Raw genomic sequence first — 21,635 nt, 5'->3', positions numbered from 1 at the left:
GTATGCCCTAACGTCCTTGCGAGGAAGGGCCGGTGAGCAGCCGGACCGCGACTGCCGCCAGCCAGCAGAGGCCGAGGCCGGCTCCGAGCGTGAACACCAGGACCGAGGCGGCCGAGGCCATGAATCCGGTGAGGACGACGACCGGCGCGACCCGGGAGGCCCGCGCCCAGCCTCGGTACCCCCGGGCCGCCAGCGGACGGGCCAGGACGACGAACGCGGCGGACAGCGCGAGGTATCCGATCCCGCCGCCGGCCATGTGGCCCGCACCGTGCGCGCTCAGGGTGCCGGCCGCCGGGGAACCGACGGGGAAGCCGCCTCCGGGGTCGGCCCGGAAGACGGCCGCGACCAGGAACGACGCCCCGAAGACGGCGATCAGCGCCGGGCCCCAGGTCCCGCCCGGCTCCGGTCTCAGTACGCGGCGCAGGCCGGCCGCCCCGGCGAGCAGCAGGACGCCGGCGAGCACGAAGTTCACGGTCTGGATCCAGCCCAGGTCGCCGAGGGCCAGCTGGCTGATCGCGTTATGGGTGAAACCGAAGCCCTCCCGCGCCAGGCCCTGCACGATGCCCGCCCCGAGGAACAGCGGGCCCGCGGCCACCGCACCGGCGAGCAGGCGCCGGGAGGACGACGGAACGCCGGCCGGGGTGCCGGCCGAACTCGATGCGAAGTGGCGGGAGTTGAGCGTCTGAGTCATGACGTTCCTTTCTCGTCCGGGTGTTGCGGGTATGACCCACGCCGCCCGGTGAAGTCATCGGCCCCGTCCATGTGACCTGGGCCACATGGAGTCCGACCGGTCTCGCCCTGCCACCGGCATACCGCCGCAGCAAACGGTCCGGACATGTCATGCCGTGCCCCCTGACCGTCCGGTGCGGAGAAGCCGCGGACCCCGCAAGCCCAGCCCGATCCGAACGGCAGACCCGAGGGCGTGTTTTGAAAGTCCCGTCTGCCCGGCGGCCCTTCGGGCGGACGACGCTACTTTCAAACACGCCCTAGGCTTGCCCGGGTGGGGATCAGCGGGGAAGTGCGAGCGGGTACGGGTGACGTCGGTGAGCTGCGACGGGAGGGCGGGGACGGGGAACCGGCCGTGCCGCCCTGGTGGCGGCGCCACCTGGTGCCGCTCGTCGCGGTCGCCGTCGTGGTGCCGCTGTACGTCGTGTGGGCGGCCGTCCTGGCGACCGGCGGCGGCGATCTGGCCGCGCAGCTCGCCTGGTCGGGCTTCACCGCGCGCCACCCGGGCTCGGCGTACAACCTGTCCTGGTACGGCGGCATCCACACCGCCGGGTACAGCGTCTTCTCCTCGTACCTGATGGCCTTCCTCGGCGTCCGGACGGTCTCGGTGGCCGCCGGGATCGCCGGATCGTGGCTGATCGCCCTGCTGTTCGTCCGCGCGGGGATACGTCGGCCGCTCGCCCCCGCGGTGCTCGCCTCACTGGCCCTGTGGTGCAACGTCGCCTCGGGGCGTACGACGTTCGCGCTCGGCGTCGCCATAGGGCTCGTCGCCTGCCTGTACGTCCACCGCGTCGTGGTCCCGCTCGTGGCCGGGGCGCTGGCGGCGATGGCCAGTCCGGTGGCGGGGCTGTTCCTCGTGGTGGCGGGGGCGGCCTACCTGCTGGACCGGCAGTGGCGCAGGGGCGTCGTCCTGATCGTCCCGTTCGTCGCCGTCGTGGGAGCGGTCGCGCTGCTCTTCCCCGGCGAGGGCGAGCAGCCCATGCACGGCAACCGGCTGTGGATGCCGCTGCTGGTCTGCGCCGCGCTGGCGGTCGCGGCGCCGCCGGGGCGGCGGTGGCTCGTCACGCGTTACGGCGCCGCGGTGTACGCCGTCGGCGTCGTCCTCGTCTTCCTCGTCGCCTCCCCGATCGGGACGAACGTGGAGCGGCTCCTCGGCCTCGTCGCCGTCCCCGTACTCCTCGCGGCGCTCCTGGAGCTCGTCCGGGAGCGGGACTGGACCCGTACGGTCGTCATCGCCGTGGCTCTCGGACTGTCCGCCAACTGGCTGGCCGGCAAGACGGTGGACGATCTCAAGGTCTCCGACGCCGTGCCGTCCTGGGCGGCCCGCACGGACGGCGTCGTCAGCGAACTGCGGCGCCTGAACGCCGGCCGGACCCGCGTGGAGGTCGTCCCCGCCCGCAACCACCGTGAGGCGACGGTGCTGGCCCGCCACGTGAACATGGCACGCGGCTGGAACCGGCAGCTCGACGTGGAGCGGGGGCGCCTCTTCTACGACGGGACGCTGTCCCCGGCCACCTACCGTGCCTGGCTGGACCGCTGGGCCGTGGGGTACGTGGTGCTGCACCACGGGCAGCCCGACGGCCCCGCCGAGGCGGAGGCGGCCCTGGTGCGCGGCGGGCTGCCCTGGCTGCGACGGGTGTGGCGGGACGACGGCTGGTCCGTCTACCGGGTGCGCGACGCGGTGCCCCTGGTGCCGGCGCCGGCCGCGGTGGTGAGCGGCAGCGAGGCCGATCTGGTGGTCCGGGTGCCGAGGGCGGGCTCGCTGACCGTGCGGCTGGCGTACTCGCCGTGGCTGCGGGCGCGCGAGGTCGGCGGGCGCGGCGCCGGCGGCTGTCTGCGGCGGGACGGCGACTGGACGGAGCTCACCGTGCCCAGGAGCGGCACCTACCGGCTGGACTCGGTCTACGCGCTGTCACGGGCACGCCGCTGCTGAACCGGGTCCCCCGCCCTGCACGGGGTGGTGAGATTTCGGCAACCACCCCGCAATGAAATATCGCGGAAACACCTGGGTCCCCGTTACGAAACGCGCGCCGGTCACGCTCTCCGACAGCCTCTCTGTCGCCCGACCCGCACGCCGTACCGAGGAGGGACCCCCACAGTGACCCCCGTGAATCTGGCCGCGGCAGGCCTCGACACAGGCGACACCGCCTGGCTGCTGGCCGCCACCGCGCTCGTTCTGCTGATGACTCCGGGCCTGGCGCTGTTCTACGGCGGCATGGTCCGCACGAAGAGCGTCCTGAACATGCTGATGATGAGCTTCGTGTCGATCGCGCTGGTCACGGTCGTCTGGCTGCTCGCGGGCTACTCGCTGGCCTTCGACGGCGACGCGTTCGGCGGTCTCGTCGGCGGCCTCGGCCACCTGGGCATGGCGGGCATCGGCCCCGGCACGCTCACCGGCAGCGTACCCACCCTGCTGTTCACCACCTTCCAGCTGACGTTCGCGATCGTCACGGCCGCCCTGATCAGCGGCGCGATCGCGGACCGTACGAGGTTCGCCGCCTGGCTGGTCTTCGTACCGGTGTGGACCCTGCTCGTATACGCTCCCGTCGCCCACTGGGTCTGGGGCCCCGGCGGCTGGATCAAGGACTCGCTGGGCGCGCTGGACTTCGCCGGCGGGCTGGTGGTGGAGATCGCGTCCGGGGCGTCCGGGCTGGCGCTCGCGCTGGTGGTCGGGCCGCGCATCGGGTTCAAGAAGGACGCGATGCGCCCGCACAACCTTCCCATGGTGATGCTCGGCGCCGGGCTGCTCTGGTTCGGCTGGCTCGGCTTCAACGGCGGTTCGGCCCTGGGCGCCAACGGCCTGGCGGCGGCCTCGATGCTCAACACGCTCGTCGCCGGCTGCACCGGGCTGCTCGGCTGGCTCTTCGTCGAGCAGAAGCGCGACGGCCACCCCACCACCTTCGGCTCCGCCTCGGGCGCGGTCGCGGGGCTGGTCGCGATCACCCCCGCCTGCGGCACGGTCGGCATCGTGGGGGCCGCGGCGGTCGGGCTCACGGCCGGGGTCGTCTGCTCGTACGCCGTGGGGTGGAAGTTCCGCCTCGACTACGACGACTCGCTGGACGTGGTCGGCGTGCACTTCGTCGGCGGCATCGTCGGCACCCTGCTCATCGGCCTGTTCGCGACCACCACGATGACCGGCGGCCCGGAGGGGCTGTTCTACGGCGGCGGCGCGGCCCAGCTCGGCCGGCAGGCCGTCGCCGTCCTCGCCGTGGCGGCGTACACCTTCCTCATGACGTACGGGATCGGCAAGGCGATCGACCGGCTGATGGGCCTGCGGGCCTCCGCCGACGAGGAGCTCACCGGCCTCGACCAGACGCTGCACGCCGAGAGCGCCTACGACCACGGCGCCCTCGGCCACGGCGCGGCGCTCGCCACCGACGCCCGCGCGGAACCTAGGCCCGCTCGGCGGGCTCGTGAGTGATCAGGTCCCCCGGCTGGCAGCCGAGGATCTCGCAGATCCTCGACAGGGTGGAGAAGCGGATGGCCTTGGCCCGCCCGTTCTTGAGCACGGACAGGTTGACGACGGTGATCCCCACCTGCGCGGACAGTTCGGTGAGCGTCATACCGCGTTCGACCAGGAGCCGGTCGAGGTGAATGCGGATCGAGTGGATTTCGTCCTCGGTCATCAGTCAGACGGTCCCTTCGAGGTCCTCCCGCATGCGCACACCGTCGCGCATGATCCTGCCAAGGATCACACCGGCGAGGCCGGCGAACACCAGAACCAGCGGCCCGGCGACCGTCGGCCCGGAACCCACCACCGGCGCCATCGACCCGACGAGCCAGGACTGCGACCACCCGACGACGAGACCGGCCAGCGGCGTACCGGCGGCGACGACCCAGCCGAGCGTGGTGAGCTGCCGGGCCACCGGCTCGGTGAACGGGCCCTTCTTCAGCACGGTCGTCAGCAGCCGGGAGAAGAGCAGCAGCGCGATCGCGCCGAACAGCAGCCAGGGCAGCCCGCTCCCGAGGTCGGCCGCGCGCTGGCCCACCGAGGGGCTCTCCTGGCAGAGGCGCGTGAGACTGCCCGAGGCCTCGACGCCCTTCGCGACCGGCAGGCCGTCCGACGACAGCCGGGCGTTGGCCCAGAAGCCCGTCTCCACGCAGACCGCCCCGTCGTCGAGCATGTGCGAGGCACCCTTGCCGAGGAAGGCCAGCCCGCTGAGCACCGCCAGCCCGAAGGTCACCGAGGCCAGCACGCTCGTGAGTCGCCTGTTCATCGCATCCCCCTCCATCGTTTATCGATATGCTCACTGTAGGGGGGCATATCGATAAACGACAAGTGCAAGGTCGTCCCGCCGGCCCGGCGCGACGCGGAGGGGAGCGCTAACGGCGTTGCAGCAGACCGCCGTTCATCGCGACGACGACCGCGCGCGTGCGGTCGTTGACGTCGAGCTTGGCGAAGATCCGCAGCAGGTGGGTCTTGACCGTGGCCTCCCCGATGAACAGCCGCCGGCCGATCTCCCCGTTGGACAGCCCGTCGGCCACCGCGTCCAGCACCTCGGCCTCGCGGGCGGTCAGCGTGACCGGGACCGGACGGCGCATCCGGGCCACCAGCCGCTGGGCGACCCGGGGGGCCAGCACCGTCTCGCCCCGGGAGGCCGCGTGGATGGCGTCGACGAGCTGTTCGCGGGTGGCGTCCTTGAGCAGGTAGCCGGTGGCGCCCGCCTCCACACCGCGCTCGATGTCCGCGTCGGTCTCGTACGTGGTGAGGATCAGGACGCGGGTGGACGTGGGGCCCGCGACGATCTCCGTGGTGGCGCCGACCCCGTCCAGGACCGGCATGCGCAGGTCGAGCAGGGCCACGTCCGGCCGGAGCCGCTCGACGAGGCCGACGGCCTCCCGGCCGTCGCCCGCCTCACCGACGATCTCGACGGTGGGCTCGGAGCCCAGCAGGGCGACCAGGCCGGCGCGCATCACGGTGTGGTCGTCGGCCAGGATGATGCGCAGCGGGGCGGCGGCTGCCGCGGGGTCTGATGTCATGTCACACCTGGGACCTGTCGTTCAGAGGGATCGTGGCTCAGCGGGTCGTGGCTCGGAGGGACGTGACTCGGAGGGTCGTGGCTCAGCGGGATCGTGGCGAGGATGCGGGTGCCGTCTCCGACCGAGCTGGTGACGGTGAGGCCGCCGCCGAACTCCGCGAGGCGCCGTCGCATGCCGTCCAGTCCGAAGCCGTGGGAGTCCTCGACGACGAACCCGCGTCCGTCGTCGGTGATCTCCAGTTCCGCGCCTTCGGGCTGCCGGGCCAGGACGACGCCCACGGTGGAGGCGGCGGCGTGCTTGCGTATGTTGGCCAGCGACTCCTGGGTGCACCGCAGCAGCGCGATCCGGGTCGGCTGGTCGCACTCGATGTCCGCCAGCTCCGCCGTGACCGTGAGGCCGGTGTCCTCGGTGAAGCGGTCCAGGGTGCGCCGGAGCGTCTTGGCGACCGATCCGGCGGCCACCCCGCTGCTGGGGGCGGCGCCGACCAGGACCCGGGCCTCGGCCAGGTTCTCCCGGGCCGTCTGCTCGATGGACTGGAGCTGCTGGGCGCTGCGTTCGGTGTCCACCGACAGCTGGGACCTGGCCGCCTCCGCCAGCACGATGATGGAGGCGAAGCCCTGGGCGAGGGTGTCGTGGATCTCCCGGGCGAGCCGTTCGCGTTCCTCCGCGGCGCCCTGCCGCTGGTACACCTCGGCCAGTTCGACCCGCGTGCTTCTCAACTCCGCCCGCAGCGCGGCCCGTTCGTCGCGCTGAGCGAGCGCCCGGGGAGTCAGTACCGCCATCACGACGGCGATGGCCCAGACGCCGAGGGAGGAGGCCGAGTTGCTGAGGAACACCTCGGCCCGCCCGCCCTCGCGCAGGCTGCCGCCGACCGTGATCGCCAGGGCGCCGAGCCCCGTGAAGAGGATCGCGCCCCTCGGGCTGTCCGCGAAGACGATGAACTGGGTGAGCATCACGGCGTAGAACACCCCGAAGCCGTCCCCCAGGTACGAGACACCGCCCAGCACCCCGGCGAGCACGCCGAGATATCCGTAGGGGCTCAGCACCGGGTTGCCGGGGCGCAGCCGCACCAGTGCGTAGCAGAGGGCGAGCACGGCCATCAGCGCGAGCAGTCCGAGCTTGCGTCCCGGGGACGTGCCCCCCAGCAGGGTGATCAGGGTGACCAGGGCGGCCAGCGCCCAGGAGAGCGCCTCCCACCCGTGGAGCACCCAGATCCAGACCGGATCGCCGCGCTGCGGCCGTTGAAGCATGGCGGTCAGATTACGTGCGGGAGAGCGGGCGCGGCAGGTTCGGTGCTCCGCGCACGCCGCCGTGAGGGGCGCAGCGGACGCCAGGCGCGCTCGCCCAGGAGCAGCAGTACGGAGGGCAGGATCATCATCCGGATGATCACGGCGTCCAGCAGTACCGCCACCGCGAGGCAGAAGCCCATCTGCTTCATCTCGGTGAGGTGCAGGAAGACGAAGGCGGCGAACACCGTGACCATGACCAGTGCCGCGCTCGTGACCACCTTCGCGGACCGCTCGATGCCGTCGAGCACCGCCTCGCGGGCCGACATCCCGTGCTCCATGGCCTCCTTGATCCGGCTGACGACGAAGACCTGGTAGTCCATCGAAAGGCCGAAGAGGATCACGAAGAGGAAGAGCGGCACCCTGGAGGCGATCGCGCCGAGGGAGTCGAAGTCCAGCAGGCTCTCCGCCCAGGTGCCCTGGAAGACCAGCACGAGCGCGCCGAGCGCGGCCGCCGCCGACAGCAGGTTCAGTACGACGCCGATCAGGCCGACGACCGCGGAGCGGAAGGCGACCGCCGTGGTCACGAAGGTCAGCAGCAGGAGGAAGCCGATGACGAGGGGCAGCTTGTTCCGCTCGTGGTGCACATAGTCCTGGCCCCGGGCCACGTCACCGCTCACCGCGGTGTCCACGCCGGCCAACTCACCGACGGTGGAAGGAATGTACTGGTCGCGGAGGTGGTCGAGGGACGCGATCGCCTCGTCGGAGGGCGCCGGGTGCGGCACGCCCAGTTCCAGCACGCTGATCCGCCCGTCACCGGAAGTCCGCAGCACCGGCGCGGCGTTCCGCGCGAAGAGCGGGTCCGCCTGGGCCCGGCGTCCCAGCTCCGTCAGCGCCTGCCTGACCTCGGGGGCCCGGCCGGGGGCGGAGCGGGCCACCACCTCGTGCTTGACCAGGAGTTCGGGGAACTCGGCGGTGAGCCGGTCGTAGACCTGCATGGCCGGGATGTCGCGGGAGAAGGTGTCCTTGCCCGGGTCGATGAGCTTGAGCCCCAGCGCGGGCGCCGCCACGGCGAGCATCACCAGCACGGAGACGCACAGGGTGATCGCCGGGTGGTTCCGGGCGGGGCGCAGGAGGGCGCCGAACACCCGGCCGTTCTCGGGCTTCGCGCTCTTCGTCACGGCGGGTGTGCCGCGCTTCGCCAGCCGGGCGGCCTTCTTGGCGGCACGCCGTTCGGCGCGGTGGCCGAGTTTCACCAGCAGGGCGGGCAGCACGGTGAGCGAGCTGATCACGGCGACGGCGACGACCAGGATGGTGCCGGTCGCCAGCGAGGAGAAGATGACGTCCGTGGCGAGGTACAGGGTGGCGGTGGAGACGATCACCGCGAGGCCGGAGACCACCACGGCACGGCCGGCCGTCGCCGCGGCCAGCTCCACCAGCGCCTCCGGGCCGAGCCGGCCCTTGGCGCGGGCCCGCTCCTCGCGTTCGCGCTTGAGGTAGAAGAGCGTGTAGTCGACGCCGACCGCGAGTCCGATGAGCAGGATCATGTTGGTGCCGACGCCCGGGTCGGGCATCAGGTGCGAGGCCAGCATGGCCAGGCCCATCGTGGCGGCGATCGAGGAGAGCGCCAGCAGCAGCGGCACCCCGGCCATCACGGCGGAGCCGAACACGATCAGCAGGATGACGAGCGTGACCGGCAGGGTGAGGCGCTCGGAGAGCGCGAGGTCCTTGCCGCGCTGGTCGTTGACGCCCTTGGAGATGGCGGGCGACCCGGTCTCCTCCACGATCAGCCCCGGGTGGGCGTCGGCCGTCTTGCCGGTCGCGTCGAGGAGCGGGACGACGTTCTTCTTGCCGTCGAGCTCGGCGCCCTTCATCACCACGGTCACCCGCAGTGCGGTGCCGTCCTTCGAGCGGACCGGCGGCGCGACCTCCGCCACCTCGGGCAGCGCGCTCATCCGGGTGGTGACGTCGCGGGCGGCGGCGGTGGCCTCGGCGCTGTCCAGGGGGCCGGAGGCGGACCGGATCAGGATGTGCTCGGTGGGCCTGCGCTGGAGGCCGGCGTCGGTGGCCATCGACTCGGCGTGGCCGGCCTCACCGACCCAGAAGTCCTCGGTGGTGGCCGGGTTGTTGCCTGCCGTGATGCCCGCGCCGAGGCACAGCAGCACGAAGAGGAACCAGCCGACGATCGCTTTCCACGGGTGCCGCGCACTCCAGCGGGCCATGCGTACGGGTCGTATTCTCATGCGGTAAATGCTCGTCCGCCAGGCCCCTCGCCCGGCAGCCCCGCCCGGTGGAACCCGGTGTCCACCGACCGGTGGACAAGGCCCCGGGGGCCTTCCCCCGTACGCGGTCGGCGCGGGACCTCGGAGTCAGGCGGCGGACCCGGCGTCGAGCCGGGCCCTGAGCCCGGCCTTCGCCTGCGGCCACTCGTCGGCGAGCAGCGAGAAGTAGACCGTGTCGCGCCAACTGCCGTCCGGGCGGCGGCGGTGGCGCCGCAGCACCCCTTCGCGCCGGGCGCCGAGGCGCGCGATCGCCGCCTGAGAGCGCTCGTTGAGGTGGTCGGTCTTCAACTGCACGCGCCCCATGCCGAGTTCCTCGAAGGCGTGGGTGAGCAGGAGCAGCTTGGTCTCGGTGTTGACGGCCGAGCGCCAGTACGCGCGGCCGTACCAGGTCCAGCCGATCTCCAGCCGCTCGTTGGCCACGTCGATGTCCATGTACGTGGTCCAGCCGATGGCCAGGCCGCTGGTGAGGTCGATGACGGCGAACGGGACGCGCGCGCCCCGCCGCGCGTCCGCGAGCAGGGCCGCCATCTTCTCGCCGAGCTCCTCCCGGGTGCGCGGGGCCGGTCCGCCCTGCCAGCGCCAGACCTCCTCGTCACCGCCGCCCGAGGCGAAGAGGCCGTCGAGATGGTCCGGGGACAGCGGCTCCAGGCGTACGTGGCGGCCGGTCAGGGTCACGGGGTGCGGAGGTGTGGCAGACATGCCGGAACCCTAGCCCAGTACGAACTAGACAGAAAACGCATATGCACTAGCGCAATCAACCCGCCGCGGTTCACCGCGTCCTGCGCAGGGCCGCCGTCGCCGCCCGGATCGCGGGCAGCTCGGCGTACAGCGCCTCGCCCGGACAGGTGGTCTGGTAGGCGTCGCGGTGGCCGGATATGACGTTCAGGTCGGCGACCGTGCCCTTGGGGAACCGGCTCGCGTCGTTCGTCGAGACCAGCTGCACCTTGCCGCGCGGATCGATGCCCGACAGCAGCTTCCACGCGGCCACCTTCGCCAGCGCACGCACCAGGACCGGCGGCACCGTGGTCCCCCGGCCGTAGTTGCCCAGCACCGCTATGCCCACGCTGTCGGCGTTGAAGCCCGTGGTGTGCGCGCCGCGCACCGAACGCCGGACGCCGCCTGCCCGGCCCTCGTAGACCGTCCCGCACCGGTCGACGAGGAAGTTGTAGCCGATGTCGTCCCAGCCGTTGCCCTTGATGTGGGACTCCTCCACCGCGCGCAGCATCCGGGGCACGTCCGCGCAGTCGTAGTCGTTGGACTCCCCGGTGTGGTGGATGAAGACCGCCCGCACCGGGCCCGTGTAGACCGCCGGCTCCCTGACCATGTGCTCGTCGGCGTGCCAGGCCGCCCGGCTGACTATCGCGGGCTGCGGCACGCCGTGCGGCACCGGGTGCGGCCGCTCGTGCGCGGCCGCGGCCGACGTGGGCAGCGCGAACCGCACCGGGGCGTCCCGCAGCACCAGCAGGGTGAGCGGGAGGACCGCGGCGCCCAGCACGACTCGACGGGGCCACATGGGACCACCCTGCGGCCTCCCGGCCCCGTCCGCAGATGCGGTGGCCGATCGGGTGAACCGCCCGGCACGCCCCCGTACGGGCCGCACGATATTCTGGGGGTGAGCGGCGCCGGAGACGGCCGCCGCGCGGCGGTGGGGCCCGCCGTACCCGAACCGCGGCCGCGGACAGCGGCCGCCAACGGTCCCTACTTGCGCACGAGCGCGCCCGCGTCCGGCGGTCGCCCCGGCAGGTAGGAGAAGTGTGCCCACCAGACCCCTGAACCCGCAGGCCCCGGTCGTCGCCGTGGTCGCGCTCGGCGGCGCCGTCGGCGCGTGCGCCCGCTACGGGGCGGCACTGCTCTGGCCCACGGCGGGCGGCGGATTCCCGTGGACGACCCTCGTGGTCAACGTCATCGGCTGCGCGGTGATCGGCGTGTTCATGGTGGTGATCAGCGAGGTCTGGGCCGCCCACCGGCTGGTGCGGCCGTTCTTCGGTACGGGGGTGCTGGGCGGGTTCACCACCTTCTCCACCTACGCCGTGGACATCCAGCGCCTCGTCGACGGTGGCCGGGCCCGCAGCGGTCTGGCGTATCTGGGACTGACACTGCTCGCGGCCCTCGCGGCGGTGTGGAGCGCGGTGTGGCTGACACGCCGCGTGCTGGCGTGGAGGCAGTCATGACGACATCGAGGACCGAGCGTGCCCTGCGGCTGACCGTTCTGGTCGGGGAGTCCGACGGCTGGCACCACCGGCCGGTCTACACCGAGATCGTGCACCGGGCGCACGCGGCGGGACTGGCGGGCGCCAGTGTGTTCCGGGGCATCGAGGGCTTCGGCGCCTCCTCGATGATCCACACCCAGCGGCTGCTCTCGCTGAGCGAGGACCTGCCGGTGGCGGTGGTGATCGTGGACGCCGAGGAGAAGGTGCGCGCGTTCCTGCCGCTGATCGAGGAGCTGACCGGCGACAGCCCGGTCGTCCTGGACGCCTGCGAGCTGGTGCGGCGCGGCGAGCGGGAGGAGCCCCGGTGAACTGGCTCCTGGTGATCGCCGGCGCGGCCGTCGGCGCCCCCCTGCGCTACCTGACCGACCGGGCGGTGCAGTCCCGGCACGACACCGTCTTCCCCTGGGGAACGTTCACGGTGAACGTGACGGGCTGCCTGGTGCTGGGGGTGCTGACCGGCGCAGTGACGGCGGGCGCCGCCTCGTCCCACGTCCAGCTGCTGCTCGGCACCGGGCTCTGCGGGGCCCTGAGCACCTACTCCACCTTCAGCTACGAGACGCTGCGGCTGGCCGAGGACGGCGCGCGGTTCTACGCGGCGGCCAACGTGGTCGCGAGCGTGGTGGCGGGTCTCGGCGCGGTCTTCGTCGGCGTCACGCTCGCCGAGGCGCTCTGGGGCTGACCGCCGCAGGACGTACGACGCGCCTGGGCCCGGCTCCCCCGAAGGGGGCCGGGCCCAGGCAGTGGTACGGGTGTGGTTCAGGCGTCCTGTCCGGGGGTGCCCAGCGCGGCCGAAGCGGCCTCCATGGGGCTGAGCTCCACCGGAGCGGCGGGCGCCGGCACGGACCGGCAGGTGAAGCCGAGGCGCCCCAGCGCCCTGGTCACCTCACCGGCGCTGAAGTCGCGCCGGTCCTGGCGGGTGATGATCTCGCCCACCTGCTTGACCGGATAGACACGACGGCTGATGATCACCGATTCCCCGGTGACGGGTTCGGGCTTGATGCCCTTCATCGATGCCTCGACCTCATGCTTGAAGAGGTCGAAGGGGAAGCGGGCGATGACGCAGCGCATAGTGCCTCAACGGGGTCGGGGAGCGGAACCGGACGGGAACGCGGGTATCGGTCAGGCGGCACGGTTGCCGGAGGACCGGCGCTGTGCACCGCCGCCCCGCGACGAGGACGACGAGGGAGCCGACGCCGAGGAGGCCGACGCCGAGGTGCGCCGGGCCTGGGCCGGACGGCTGCGCCGGCCGCGCGAGGAGGAGCCGCCCTTGGGGCGCTCCGACACCGGCGAGGTGATGACGACGGGCACGCCCGAAGGCGCCTGCGCACCGGTGATCCGGCTGAGCTCGGCCTCGCCGGAGCGGACCTGGGCGATCTGCGGGGTGATCCCGGCGTCGGACATCAGGCGCGTCATCTCGCGGCGCTGGTTGGGCAGCACCAGCGTGACGACACTGCCGGACTCCCCGGCGCGGGCGGTGCGGCCGCCGCGGTGCAGGTAGTCCTTGTGGTCGCTCGGCGGGTCGACGTTGACGACCAGGTCGAGGTTGTCGACGTGGATGCCGCGCGCCGCGACGTTGGTGGCGACCAGCACCGTGACGTGCCCGGTCTTGAACCGGGTCAGGGTGCGGGTGCGCTGCGGCTGCGACTTCCCGCCGTGCAGCGCCGCCGCCCGGACCCCGCTGTTGAGCAGGTGGTCGGTGAGCTTGTCCACGGCGTGCTTGGTGTCCAGGAACATGATCACGCGGCCGTCGCGCGCGGCGATCTCCGTCGTGGTGGCGTACTTGTCGGCGCCGTGGACGTAGAGCACGTGGTGCTCCATCGTCGTGACCGCACCGGCGGCCGGGTCGACCGAGTGGACGACCGGGTCGTGCAGGTAGCGGCGCACCAGCAGGTCGACGTTGCGGTCCAGGGTGGCCGAGAACAGCATCCGCTGGCCCCCCGCCTGCACCTGGTCCAGCAGCTCGGTGACCTGCGGCATGAAGCCCATGTCGGCCATCTGGTCGGCCTCGTCCAGGACCGTGATGGAGACCCGGTCCAGGGAGCAGTCGCCGCGCTCGATCAGGTCCTTCAGCCGGCCCGGGGTGGCGACGACGACCTCGGAGCCGCCGCGCAGCGCCGCGGACTGCCGGCCGATCGACATGCCGCCGACGACGGTGGCCAGCCGCAGCTTGAGCGAGCGGGCGTACGGGGTGAGCGCGTCGGTGACCTGCTGGGCCAGTTCCCGGGTGGGGACGAGCACCAGGGCCAGCGGACGCCGGGCGTCGGCGCGACGGCCCTCGATGCGGGCCAGCAGCGCCAGACCGAAGGCGAGCGTCTTGCCGGAGCCGGTACGGCCCCGGCCCAGCACGTCACGGCCGGCCAGCGAGTTCGGCAGCGTGGCCGCCTGGATCGGGAACGGCACCGTGACGCCCTCGTTGGCGAGCGCCGACAGCAGCTGCGCGGGCATCTCCAGATCGGCGAAGGCCTCCACGGCCGGCAGCGCCGGGGTGATGGTCGTCGGCAGGGCGAACTCGCCCTGCTTGGCGGCGGGCCTGCGGCCGTAGCCACCGCCGCCACCGGAGCGCTGGGCCGGGGCGCCGAAACGGCCCTGGCCGCCCTGGCGGCTCGGGGCCTGTGAGCGGAAGCCGCCGCCCGAACCACCCGAGCGGGAGCCGCCGGAGGCGCGGGAATAACGGTCATTCGAGCGGGGTGTGCGGTCGCGGTTCATACAGAACCCTTCCTCGATATGGCGCGTATCGAGGAATTCATTGCGGCGACGAGCGGCACAAGAATCGCAAGAACGGGCCGTTGGCATACGTGAACGAAGCCCGGCAGCCGGTCTTGAGCCGATACGGGCCCGGCCGAACCGGGTCCGGTGCTTCGCGATGACGGGACGAGCGGGCCGCAGGGCGGTCCGGCAGGTCGTGTCATGGGGCCCCGGCGGGCCGGTGTTCCGGTCCGGGGGCCATGGCGGATCGTCCGCCGCACGGTGAAGATCGTGGTCCGGGCGCCTGCCCGGCAGCTCGTGGCGGTCGTACACCGGCACGGCATCGCTCGGGGGTGGACCCGGGAAAGCAACGAGCTGGGGCCCGCACCCCAAGGTGCGGGCCCCAGCTGCGCGAAAGCATCTCAGCGCGTGAGCGCCGGTGCGATCAGATTCACGCGGGGGTGATGTTCTCCGCCTGCGGGCCCTTCTGGCCCTGCGTGACGTCGAAGTTCACCTTCTGGCCCTCCTGCAGCTCACGGAAGCCGCTGGCGGCGATGTTCGAGTAGTGGGCGAAGACGTCAGCGCCGCCACCATCCTGCTCGATGAAGCCGAAGCCCTTTTCCGCGTTGAACCACTTGACGGTGCCAGTAGCCATGTCTTATCTCCTTCTGGGGCAGAGCCCGGGGACTCGCACTGTGCCAGTCCCGCGTCGCCGCGATGATTACCCCATCCGGATAATGAACCGGAAATACAAAAGTGCACCCATCAGCCCATTTAGCTGAGGAGAGCACTTGGAGTCTTTGGGAACCACAACTGCAACTGAGATCTACAGTAGCACAATGAATGCGGACGGCCGCGGCAAGTAATTACACTCCATCCGGCGTGTCATAAACCCTCATCGCGCATTGCGTAAAATTCTGTGCTTGTCGCTGTAGATATTCGCGGCCGAACGGGCCGGTGCTCCACCGCCCGGTGTACCGGCGGACGGGTCCGCCGGTACACCGGGCCGGAACTCAGCCGCGCGCGAACCTCAGCGTGATCAGCTCGAACGGGCGCAGCGACAGCTGGACGCCGCCCTCACTCAGCTCCGGCGCCACCACGCCGCCCAGCGGCCGCTCCAGCAGATCGGTCACCGCGAGGCCCTCGGCCTCGAAGCCGGTGCTCAGCCGGGCCTTGGCGCGGCCGCCCGTCGACTCGTAGAGCCGCACGACGAGGTCGCCGCTCGCGTCGTCCGCCAGCTTGACGGCGCTGACCACGACCGCGTCGTTGTCGACGGCCACCAGCGGGGCCACCTCGCCGGCGCCCGCGATCCGGCGCTCCGGCAGGTTGATCCGGAAACCCTCCCGGACCGCGTCACCGATCGCCGCGCCCGGTGCGAGCGCGTGCCGGAAGCGGTGCACGCCCTGGTCGGTCTCCGGGTCTGGGAAGCGCGGGGCGCGCAGCAGCGAGACCCGCACGGTGGTGGTCGTGCCCGCGTCCGAGTCGCGGACGGTGCGGGTCACGTCGTGCCCGTACGTCGAGTCGTTGACCAGCGCCACGCCCCAGCCCGGCTCCTCCAGGTGCACGAAGCGGTGGTTGCACGCCTCGAACTTGGCTGCCTCCCAGCTGGTGTTGGTGTGCGTCGCCCGGTAGAAGTGCCCGAACTGGGTCTCGGAGGCGTACCGCTCGGCGTGGATGTCCAGCGGGAACGCCGCCTTGAGGAACTTCTCCGTCTCGTGCCAGTCGACCTCGGTGTCGATGTCGAGCCGCTTGACGCCCGGCGCGAGGGTCAGCAGCTGGGTGACCTTCGATTCGCCGAAGCCGCGCACGATCCGTACGGCGACGGCCTCCCCGTCCTGGACGGGGGTCAGCTCGTCCAGGTCCGTCAGGTCGGTGACGGTGTTGCGGTAGAACTCGTCGACGTCCCACGCGTCCCACATGTTCGGGAAGTCCGGGTGGATCTGGAGCAGGTTCGCGGCCTGCCCCGGGGCCACCGTCTCGCGGCCTGCGGCGAGGTCGTACGCCGAGACGACCAGCCCCCGGGCGTCGATCTCCACCCGGAGCAGCCCGTTGTCCAGGACGAAGCCGCCGCCCTCGCGCGAGGCGAGGGTGGCGCCGTCGGCCGCCGTGAGGGCGCCCGCCGCACCGGCCGGGACGCCGCCGCGGGAGTGCGGGGCGGAGTTGAAGAGGAGGGTCCCGCCCGTCGTGGCGTCACCGGCCAGGGCGCGCTGCGCGGCGTCGACGACGGCATTGAGCTCCTCGGCGACGGCGGCGTACGTCTTCTCCGCCTCGCGGTGCACCCAGGCGATCGACGAGCCGGGCAGGATGTCGTGGAACTGGTGCAGCAGCACCGTCTTCCAGATCCGGTCCAGCTGCTCGTACGGGTAGGCGGCCCCGGTCCGCACGGCGGCGGTGGCGGCCCACAGCTCGGCCTCGCGCAGCAGGTGCTCGCTGCGGCGGTTGCCCTGCTTGGTCTTCGCCTGGCTGGTCAGGGTTGCGCGGTGCAGCTCCAGGTAGAGCTCGCCGACCCAGACCGGTGCGTTGGGGTACTCGGCCTCCGCCTTGGTGAAGAAGTCGGTGGGCGTCTCCCAGGTGACCGTCGCGGAGCCTTCGAGGCTGCGCAGCCGGGCCGCCTTGGCGATCATCTCGCGGGTGGTGCCACCGCCCCCGTCGCCCCAGCCGGTCGGCGCGAGGGAGTGCTGGGCGACCCCCTTGTCCTTGAAGTTCTTCGCCGCGTGGGCGATCTCGCTGCCCTTCATCGAGCAGTTGTAGGTGTCGACGGGCGGGAAGTGCGTGAAGATCCGGGTGCCGTCGATGCCCTCCCACTGGAAGGTGTGGTGCGGGAACTTGTTGGTCTGGCTCCACGAGATCTTCTGCGTGAGCAGCCACTTGGAACCGGCGGCCTTGATGATCTGCGGCAGTCCGGCGGCGAAGCCGAAGGTGTCCGGCAGCCAGGCCTCGTCGTTCTCGATGCCGAACTCGTCGAGGAAGAACCGCTTCCCGTGCACGAACTGGCGGGCCATCGCCTCCGAGCCCGGCATGTTCGTGTCGGACTCGACCCACATGCCGCCGGACGGCACGAAGCGCCCGTCCGCCACGGCCTGCTTGACCTTGGCGTAGACCTCGGGGCGGTGCTCCTTGATCCAGGCGAACTGCTGGGCCTGCGACATCGCGAAGACGAAGTCGGGCTCGTCCTCCAGGAGGGCCGTCATGTTGGACGTCGTACGGGCGACCTTGCGCACCGTCTCGCGCAGCGGCCACAGCCAGGCCGAGTCGATGTGGGCGTGGCCGACGGCGCTGATGCGGTGCGCGGAGGGCTGCGCGGGCGCCGCGAGGACGGCGGCGAGCTGCTCGCGGGCGGCGGCAGCGGTGCCGTTGACGTCCTGGAGGTCGACCGTGTCCAGGCAGCGGCCGACGGCGCGCAGGAGGTCCCAGCGGCGGGCGCCGTCGACCGGCAGCTCCTGCATCAGCTCGCCCAGTACCTCCAGGTCCTGGACGAGGTTCCACACGTTCTCGTCGAAGAGCGCGAGGTCCATCCGGGCGAGGACGTACTGCGGTTCGTCGCCCGCGGTGTCCTTGTCACCCAGCTGGGTCGGCAGGAAGGGGTGGTAGTCGAGGATGACCGGGTTGGACGCCGCCTCGATGTGCAGCAGCACCTCCTCGCCGCCCTCGGCGGGAGCCCCGACCCGCACCCACTGGTTGCGCGGGTTGAGGCCCTTCACCGGGGTGCCGTCGGGGCGGTAGACGAGGCCCTCGCACTGGAAGCCCGGCATGTTCTCGTCGAAGCCGAGGTCCAGCAGCGCCTCCACGGTCCGCCCCGCCCACTCCTGCGGGACCGTCCCGGAGACGCGGAACCAGCAGGTGCCCCACGGAGCGCCCCACCGGTCGCCGACCGCGATCGGTTCGGTGGCACCGGCCAGACCCTCGGCGACCGGGACCGGCTCGCCCGGAGCGTTCCAGACGGCGACGTCCAGCGGTACGGATTCCGGGTATACGGCCGGCCGGATGCGCTCGTCGAGGACGCGCTTCAGGCGGGCTTCGACCAGGGTGCGGTCGTCGTGCATGAGGGTGGCTCCGTTGTGAGGTGGGTGCGGGTGGGGGGTGGGTGCCGGCGGTGCCCGGCAGGGGTTACCAGCGGTGCGTGGTGGTGGCGGCGCCGGACGTCGTGTAGAGCTCGCTCACGGCCCTGACCTGGAAACGAGCGGCTTTCTCGGCCGGTTCCCGGCGGACGCCCGGCACGAAGAACGCCGTACCGCAGGTGCCGCCGAGGAAGCGCCGGGTGCCGTCGGGCAGGACGCGGTGCAGCTCGTAGTGGCGCGGGTTGCCGGGGGCCCGGTGCCAGCGCAGCCGCAGCCCGGTGCCGTCGCCTCCAGGGGACGCGCCGGTGACGCGCAGTCCGGTCGGCGCGGCCGGGGCCGGGGCCGCGCCGTCCCGTACGGCCAGGGCGCCGAGCCGCCAGCGCACCGGACCGGCCGCCGTGAGGCGTACGCCCAGCGCGCGGACGGTCCCGGACAGGGAGTGCGGCCGGAGCACGGAGGTGGTCCAGCCGCTGCCGCCCGCCCGCAGTTCGCCCGCCGGGACGTACGTGTACGCGATCGGGTCCCCGGGCCGCTCCGGCTCGTGCCGGGCGACGGCGAGTTCGACGGTGACCGGCCCCGAGCCCGCGTCGGTGCGGTGGGTGAGCTCGACGACGGTGTGCCGGGTGAACGGCAGCCGGGTGCCGTACAGCTCGACGGTCACGGGGGCGTCGAGCTCGCCGTCGACCAGCAGGCTGCTGCCGCCGTGCCAGGCGTCGTCGAAGTCGAAGGCCACGGACGGGGTCCGGCCCTCGGTGCGGACCACCCAGCGGCGGCCGGGCAGCCGGTCCTGGAGGCCGAGGTGGTTCCACTCGGCCTCCGAGGTGATCCGGCCGTTCTCGTACCAGCGCAGCCCGTGTCCGGTGTTGAACGTGCTGGCGAACGGCAGCCGGTCGACGGTCGAGCGGTCGGCCACCGCCGTTGCGGGGGCCCGCCAGCCGCCTGCCGGGTCGGGCCGGGCCGGGTCCAGCGACTGCCCGGTCCAGAACCGCTGGTCGGCGGCGTGGAACTGGGCGGGGGTACGGCCTTCGGGGAGGTGGTTCAGGGTCCACTCTGGCCGGTAGAAGCCGTAGCTGACGGTGTGCGGGCGGTCGGTGGGAGTGATCGCTTCCCAGTCGACCGACTGGTTCCAGCCGGTCGATTCGACGTCGACGCCGGCCCAGAGTTCGTAGCGGCTGCGGCCGGCGGCCTCGGCGTTCTCGCCGGAGGCGGCGAGCGTCTGCGGGGTCCAGCGGAAGTCCACGAACATCGAGTCCGCTTCCTCGAACAGCGCCTCGTTCTGCGCGTTGAGCGCGCCCTGCCAGCCGACCTCGCCCCGGACCGTCATCGCGTCGTACCAGGTGATCCGCAGCCCCGCCGACCTGCCGCGCGCCCGCAGGTCGGTGACGAAGGCGAGCATCTCGGCGCCGAGCGCGGCGTCCCCGCCCTCGGTCTCCGCGTTGATGAACCAGCCGTCGAAGCCGTACGCGAGCGCCGCCTCCACCAGCTTCGCGGCCAGCGGGAAGCGGCCGGCGGCGTCGCGCTGCACGAGGTCGCGCGTCCAGCGCAGGTCACCGCCGTGGTGCACGGGCGGCAGGAACACGGTGCCGAGCACGGGGACGCCGTTGCGGTGCGCCGCGTCCACCACCGGGGCGTTGGGCGCGAGGATCAGGCCCTCGCCCGCCGAGCCGCCCCAGAAGACGAGTTCGTCGATGTACGCCCAGTGGTTCAGGGCGTAGTGGTCGGCGGTCGCGGAGCCCTGGGAGGGGTTCCCGGCCGTGTTGCCGAACGCCACCAGGGAGCTGACGCGCGCCTGGCCGGTGCGGGCCGTCGGGTTCACCGGGACGGGCGTGAACCGGTCCGCGAGCGGCACCGAAGCGGTGTTGAACGGCAGGTCCGGGTCGCTCCCGGCGCGCCAGGCCTTCAGGCTGCGCCAGGTGACACCGTCGCCGGGCTCGCCGGCCGGCAGCGAGTCCGGGAACCAGTAGGAGGCGTACGGCTGCCGCCCGCCCGGTCCGGTGGGTGCGGCGGAGGCGGCGGAGGCCGGTGCCAGTAGGACGGCGGCGGTCGCGGCGCCCGCGAGGACCACGGTGCGGCGGGTGGGGGCGGCCGGGCGCGGCAGGGGTCGGTTCATGGTGTGCTCCGTATCGTGTGAGGTGCGATTCCGGTGCCGTGCGGGGTGGTGCGGGCGGGCGGCGGCGTGGTCATCGGACCTGTCCGGGCGTGACGACCTCGGTGATGGAGCGCGCGGCCAGGTGCTCCCGGTCGCCGGCCCTGCTCGCGAGGACGGTCGTGGGGCGTACCCCGTCGGCGGTGAGCCGGGCGAAGGCCTCGAAGACCTCGCCGCCGGGGGCGCAGGTGGAGCGGTGGGGCGCGGTCGTGTCGTCGCCGGTGTCGACGACGAGGGCCGTGGTGCGGGGCGCGGGCACCCGGGCCCGGCCGCGCTGCTCCTCGACGAGCTGCGCGATGGCCCGGCCGGCCGGTTTGACCTGCCGGTCGTTGGTCAGCAGGCCGAGCCCGTACTCGAGTTCGGGGAAGTCGGCCAGGGAGCGGGACACGTCGTGGGAGCACCACCAGGTGACACCCCAGACGTCCTGGCAGTCCAGCGCGTTCTCGACGGTCGCCGAGGTGAACGCGGCGGCGTGCTCGGCCGGGATCAGCGGGGCGGGGGCGCCGACCTCCTGGAGCCAGACCGGACGGTGCGGGTCCAGCGCCCAGGCCTTGGACAGCTCGATCAGGTAGGCGGCGTGGTGCTCGGTGGCGGTGCCGGTGCGGCCGTGGCGCTGGGCGGTCCCGTTGAAGACCCAGGAGTGCACGGCGGTGACGGCCCCGATCCGGGCCGCGTGCGCCGGGGTGAACGCGTGGTCGTCCTGGTACCAGGCGGCGTCGTACTCGGCGTGCAGGTGGAGCTTGCCGGGCGCCCCCTCCTCGCAGGCCTCCAGCATCCGGGTCAGCCAGCTGCCCGCCTGCGCCGGGGTGATGCGGTCCGGGTCGGGGTGCGGGTCCCCGGAGAACTGGTTGATCTCGTTGCCGAGGGTCATCCCGATGAAGTTCGGCCGGTCCGCGAGGGCGGCGGCCAGGGTGCGCAGGTACTCGGCCTGCCCGGAGAGCACGTCCGGGTCGGTGAAGAGGTTGCGCCGGTGCCAGGTCCCGGTCCAGGCGGGCAGGAAGTCGAAGCTCGACAGATGGCCCTGGAGCCCGTCCACGCTGACGTCGAGCCCGCGCTCGGCGGCGGCGTCGGCGAGCTGGACGAGCTGCTCGACGGCGCGCGGGCGGATCAGGGTGCGGTTGGGCTGGAAGAGCGGCCAGAGCGGGAAGACCCGGATGTGGTCGAGGCCGAGACCGGCGATCGAGTCGAGGTCGGCCCGTACGGCGTCGAGGTCAAAGTCCAGCCAGTGGTGGAACCAGCCCTGGCTGGGCGTGTAGTTGGCGCCGAAGCGAAGCGGGGAGGAGCTCATGGGGAACGGGGTCCTGGTTCTGTGGTGCGGGTGG

At 72.4% G+C, this 21,635-nt stretch carries 19 protein-coding genes; 5 read left to right on the top strand and 14 right to left on the bottom strand.

Annotation, left to right across the window (positions count from 1 at the left end; translation table 11 throughout):
- Positions 1-7: 7 nt before the first annotated feature.
- Positions 8-691 (bottom strand): DUF998 domain-containing protein, encoded by a 684-nt coding sequence (locus tag ACGFU6_RS21065; protein WP_393612772.1) that lies wholly within the window; start codon positions 689-691, stop codon positions 8-10.
- A gap of 417 nt (positions 692-1,108) precedes the next feature.
- On the opposite strand from ACGFU6_RS21065, the gene ACGFU6_RS21060 reads away from it, so the two are divergent.
- A complete protein-coding gene (locus ACGFU6_RS21060) occupies positions 1,109-2,659 on the top strand; it encodes a hypothetical protein (protein ID WP_393613002.1) in 1,551 nt (516 codons plus the stop codon).
- A gap of 165 nt (positions 2,660-2,824) precedes the next feature.
- Entirely contained in the window at positions 2,825-4,147 is a 1,323-nt protein-coding gene (locus ACGFU6_RS21055; RefSeq protein WP_393612770.1) for an ammonium transporter, read from the top strand.
- Here ACGFU6_RS21055 and ACGFU6_RS21050 read toward each other — a convergent pair.
- From ACGFU6_RS21050 to ACGFU6_RS21020, 7 genes are all read right to left on the bottom strand, one after another.
- Positions 4,119-4,352 carry a helix-turn-helix domain-containing protein gene (locus tag ACGFU6_RS21050; protein WP_393612768.1) on the bottom strand — a complete coding sequence of 78 codons (234 nt, stop codon included), beginning with the start codon at positions 4,350-4,352 and terminating at the stop codon, positions 4,119-4,121. The genes ACGFU6_RS21055 and ACGFU6_RS21050 overlap by 29 nt on opposite strands.
- 3 nt (positions 4,353-4,355) lie before the next feature.
- Positions 4,356-4,943: a DUF2975 domain-containing protein gene (locus tag ACGFU6_RS21045; protein ID WP_393612767.1), complete on the bottom strand. Its 588-nt coding sequence runs from the start codon at positions 4,941-4,943 to the stop codon at positions 4,356-4,358.
- Positions 4,944-5,049: 106 nt separating this feature from the next.
- Positions 5,050-5,706 (bottom strand): response regulator, encoded by a 657-nt coding sequence (locus ACGFU6_RS21040; protein ID WP_393612765.1) that lies wholly within the window; start codon positions 5,704-5,706, stop codon positions 5,050-5,052.
- Positions 5,703-6,956: a sensor histidine kinase gene (locus tag ACGFU6_RS21035; RefSeq protein WP_393612763.1), complete on the bottom strand. Its 1,254-nt coding sequence runs from the start codon at positions 6,954-6,956 to the stop codon at positions 5,703-5,705. The genes ACGFU6_RS21040 and ACGFU6_RS21035 overlap by 4 nt, the downstream gene beginning before the upstream one ends.
- Before the next feature lie 5 nt (positions 6,957-6,961).
- Positions 6,962-9,175 carry an MMPL family transporter gene (locus ACGFU6_RS21030; protein ID WP_393612761.1) on the bottom strand — a complete coding sequence of 738 codons (2,214 nt, stop codon included), beginning with the start codon at positions 9,173-9,175 and terminating at the stop codon, positions 6,962-6,964.
- Between the two features lie 126 nt (positions 9,176-9,301).
- Entirely contained in the window at positions 9,302-9,913 is a 612-nt protein-coding gene (locus tag ACGFU6_RS21025; protein ID WP_393612759.1) for a GNAT family N-acetyltransferase, read from the bottom strand.
- A gap of 70 nt (positions 9,914-9,983) precedes the next feature.
- On the bottom strand, positions 9,984-10,727 hold the full coding sequence (locus ACGFU6_RS21020) for a peptidoglycan recognition protein (RefSeq protein ID WP_393612758.1): 744 nt from the start codon (positions 10,725-10,727) through the stop codon (positions 9,984-9,986).
- A gap of 241 nt (positions 10,728-10,968) precedes the next feature.
- On the opposite strand from ACGFU6_RS21020, the gene crcB (ACGFU6_RS21015) reads away from it, so the two are divergent.
- From crcB (ACGFU6_RS21015) to crcB (ACGFU6_RS21005), 3 genes are read left to right on the top strand one after another with little or no spacing between them, the layout of a single operon-like run.
- Positions 10,969-11,385: a fluoride efflux transporter CrcB gene (gene crcB / locus ACGFU6_RS21015; protein ID WP_393612757.1), complete on the top strand. Its 417-nt coding sequence runs from the start codon at positions 10,969-10,971 to the stop codon at positions 11,383-11,385.
- Positions 11,382-11,732, top strand: coding sequence for a DUF190 domain-containing protein (locus ACGFU6_RS21010; protein ID WP_393612755.1), 351 nt, complete (start codon positions 11,382-11,384; stop codon positions 11,730-11,732). Before crcB (ACGFU6_RS21015) ends, ACGFU6_RS21010 begins: the two co-directional genes overlap by 4 nt.
- Positions 11,729-12,103 (top strand): fluoride efflux transporter CrcB, encoded by a 375-nt coding sequence (gene crcB / locus ACGFU6_RS21005; RefSeq protein WP_393612754.1) that lies wholly within the window; start codon positions 11,729-11,731, stop codon positions 12,101-12,103. Before ACGFU6_RS21010 ends, crcB (ACGFU6_RS21005) begins: the two co-directional genes overlap by 4 nt.
- A gap of 77 nt (positions 12,104-12,180) precedes the next feature.
- Here crcB (ACGFU6_RS21005) and ACGFU6_RS21000 read toward each other — a convergent pair whose 3' ends face one another.
- The 6 genes from ACGFU6_RS21000 to ACGFU6_RS20975 all read right to left on the bottom strand — a co-directional run bounded on the left by ACGFU6_RS21000 (position 12,181) and on the right by ACGFU6_RS20975 (position 21,601).
- Complete coding sequence (locus tag ACGFU6_RS21000) at positions 12,181-12,492, bottom strand: SCO5918 family protein (RefSeq protein WP_393612752.1); 312 nt, start codon at positions 12,490-12,492, stop codon at positions 12,181-12,183.
- A gap of 51 nt (positions 12,493-12,543) precedes the next feature.
- Positions 12,544-14,130, bottom strand: coding sequence for a DEAD/DEAH box helicase (locus ACGFU6_RS20995; protein WP_393612750.1), 1,587 nt, complete (start codon positions 14,128-14,130; stop codon positions 12,544-12,546).
- Between the two features lie 430 nt (positions 14,131-14,560).
- Complete coding sequence (locus ACGFU6_RS20990; RefSeq protein ID WP_015609674.1) at positions 14,561-14,764, bottom strand: cold-shock protein; 204 nt, start codon at positions 14,762-14,764, stop codon at positions 14,561-14,563.
- Between the two features lie 358 nt (positions 14,765-15,122).
- Positions 15,123-18,152, bottom strand: coding sequence for an alpha-mannosidase (locus tag ACGFU6_RS20985; RefSeq protein ID WP_393612749.1), 3,030 nt, complete (start codon positions 18,150-18,152; stop codon positions 15,123-15,125).
- 64 nt (positions 18,153-18,216) lie between these two features.
- Positions 18,217-20,277: an endo-beta-N-acetylglucosaminidase gene (locus tag ACGFU6_RS20980; RefSeq protein ID WP_393612747.1), complete on the bottom strand. Its 2,061-nt coding sequence runs from the start codon at positions 20,275-20,277 to the stop codon at positions 18,217-18,219.
- A 70-nt stretch (positions 20,278-20,347) separates the two neighbouring features.
- Positions 20,348-21,601 carry a glycosyl hydrolase gene (locus ACGFU6_RS20975; protein WP_393612746.1) on the bottom strand — a complete coding sequence of 418 codons (1,254 nt, stop codon included), beginning with the start codon at positions 21,599-21,601 and terminating at the stop codon, positions 20,348-20,350.
- Positions 21,602-21,635: the final 34 nt, after the last annotated feature.

It is taken from the genome of Streptomyces sp. NPDC048462, assembly GCF_043200175.1.
In the GTDB taxonomy this organism is placed as follows: Bacteria; Actinomycetota; Actinomycetes; order Streptomycetales; family Streptomycetaceae; genus Streptomyces.
Note: the sequence above shows the minus strand (reverse complement) of the source record. Positions and strands in the feature narration are given on the sequence as shown.